The organism is Winogradskyella sp. (genome assembly GCF_013213975.1).
Lineage (GTDB): Bacteria > Bacteroidota > Bacteroidia > Flavobacteriales > Flavobacteriaceae > Winogradskyella.
Genome location: NZ_JABSST010000146.1, coordinates 1 through 2,605 on the forward strand (window position 1 = coordinate 1; position 2,605 = coordinate 2,605).

At 34.4% G+C, this 2,605-nt stretch carries 3 protein-coding genes; all 3 read left to right on the top strand.

What is annotated here, in order from left to right:
* On the top strand, nucleotides 1-1,611 hold a 1,611-nt coding region (locus HRU49_RS14405), incomplete at its 5' end, for an ATP-binding protein (protein ID WP_296358384.1).
* A 165-nt stretch (nucleotides 1,612-1,776) separates the two neighbouring features.
* A complete protein-coding gene (locus HRU49_RS14410) occupies nucleotides 1,777-2,379 on the top strand; it encodes a hypothetical protein (RefSeq protein ID WP_296358386.1) in 603 nt (200 codons plus the stop codon).
* A 21-nt stretch (nucleotides 2,380-2,400) separates the two neighbouring features.
* On the top strand, nucleotides 2,401-2,605 hold a 205-nt coding region (locus HRU49_RS14415; protein ID WP_296358388.1), incomplete at its 3' end, for a hypothetical protein.

Below are 2,605 nucleotides of genomic sequence, written 5' to 3' on the forward strand. Positions count from 1 at the left end.
TTACTGGCACTATTAATAGCTGTGATTTATAACAGGTATCAATTAAAAAATAAAGCTAACGCAAAGCTTAAAGAATTAGATGAGGTAAAAACGAATTTCTTCACCAACATTTCACACGAATTTCGTACCCCTTTGACCTTAATATTAAGTCCACTACAACAACTTAAAAAAGAAGAATTAAACAAAGATGCACTTGACAGTTTAGATATCATTCAACAAAATGCAACACGACTTACCGATCTTACCAACCAATTATTAGAACTGTCTAAACTAGAAGCTGGTAGTTTAGAATTGGTTATCTCGGAAGACAATCTTAACAAGTTTCTCCATGTGATTTGCGCCTCCTTTGAGTCACTTGCCTATGCCCAGAATATTCGTCTGATTACCGAATTAAATGAAGTCCCTGATCTTGCCTATTTTGATGGTGATAAAGTGCAAAAAATCATCAATAACTTATTGTCAAATGCTTTTAAATTCACCTCAACAGAAGGCGAAGTTGCCATTACTGCAAAACAACAAGGCACAAGATTAGCTATTGCGGTAAGCGATACTGGAAAAGGCATTTCCGAAGAAGATCAGAAACAACTTTTTAATCGGTTTTACCAAAGTAAAAGCAATACAGTTCATACAGCCGGAACAGGAGTCGGTTTAACATTAGCCAAAGAATTAGCACAACTGCATAAAGGAGATATTACCATAAACAGTGCAGAAGGCAAAGGCGCTACGTTTACTTTTGAATTTCCTTTTGATAAAGCCTCTTATGCTAATGAATATTTAATATCACCTTCAGCCACCTCTAAGATTGAACCAAGACAAAGAGCAACTCGAGTTATTGATACGAATGTTGAAGCTACAGACGAATCTAAAACCCAAATACTGGTGGTTGAAGACAATCCAGATTTAAGAGCACATATTTCAAACCTTCTTAAAGACAACTACAAGGTGCTTAATGCTATTAATGGTAAAAAAGGTTTAGAGCTTGCTATTAAAGCAGTACCAGATCTTATTATTACAGATTTAATGATGCCAGAAATGGATGGTATCCAATTAAACGAAGCGGTAAAGAATAATGAGAATACAAGTCATATACCAGTAATTTTGTTGACTGCAAAAGCCGATAGAGACACCAAATTAGAAAGTTTAAAAACAGGAGCTGACGACTTTTTGGTAAAGCCTTTTGATAATGAAGAGCTATTTATAAGAGTAGAGAATATGATTTCTCAACGACAAAAATTACAAGAAAAATATGCGCAAACACTAACCTTATCTCCTTCTAAAATCACCATTCAATCTAAAGAAGAGGCATTCCTTAAAAAAGCACTTGAGCTTGTTGATGCCAACATTGCTAATCCTGAATTTACCGTTGAACGTTTTCAAAAAGAGATAGGAATGAGTCGCATGCAATTGCACCGAAAGCTAAAAGCATTGACTAATTTTTCTTCAAGTGAATTTATACGCGATGTAAGATTACAACGCGCAGCAGATTTACTGGCTGGCAATAATTTAAACGTATCTGAAGTGGCATATAGCTGTGGCTTTAATAGCGTGTCTTATTTTACCCAATGCTTTACCCAAAAATTTGGTGTAAACCCTTCTAAATATTCTTCATAACGCAGTTCAATTCGCTTAATTAAGCTATTTATTTTCTGTTAAAACCCTTTATTTAAAAGGGCTTTAAAAGCCATGTTACATATCTGATAATTTTTGGGAGATACGTGATTGATGCCACCTGCAGTAATAGCTAGTTTCATGTCATATTATGGGTTACTACTCAATATGAAAACAGCTAAAAACTTATGGATATTAAGTTCCCTAATGATTAATGTGGTCATCGGTATTTATATCTACTTACAACAAAATGCACCAAAAAATTTAGAAGAACGATTTCAATATATAAACGACAATTGGGCCATGTATGGTGGCCACTGGAAAGCCGAATTTTTAGTAATGACCCTAATGCTTATTGGTGCGATTTATTTTATGATGTATTGGAAAAGTATGAGCTGGACCATTATTTCGGTAGGGCAACTTATAGTTTTACTCACCTACCCTATTATGTTAGGCGGATATGAAAACACCCCTTTTGAACTGGCTAATATGGCAAACCAAATAGCAACAATCACCTTTATTTTTGGTAATGTAATATTCTTTTTGGGCATAACACTTTTATACCTAAAGGCTCATATACTACAACCGTGGCTTCGGTATGTTGCTATCCTACTTTCAATAGGTGCTACCCTACTATTTACTAGCGTTTTTATAGGATTGATAACATGGAATCAAGTTATAGTCATAGCGCCTCTTATTAATATTCTATACCTCATAAACGCCTACTATATCTATAAAATACCTTCAGAATTTCAATCTACACGAACATAAATCCTTCTAAATTTTAGTATTATGAAAAAATATCTTATCGTATTTGTTTTACTTATTTCGGTGTCCTTTAGCGTTGCCCAAATAGACGCCAGAATTGAACCTCAAATCGCAACATCTCAAGAAGAAATCAACAAACAAATTGCATTGAACTTTTATGAAGATCTCTGGAATTCTGACAATACAGATAAATACTCAGAGTATGTAGCCGACACTTATATCGTGCATG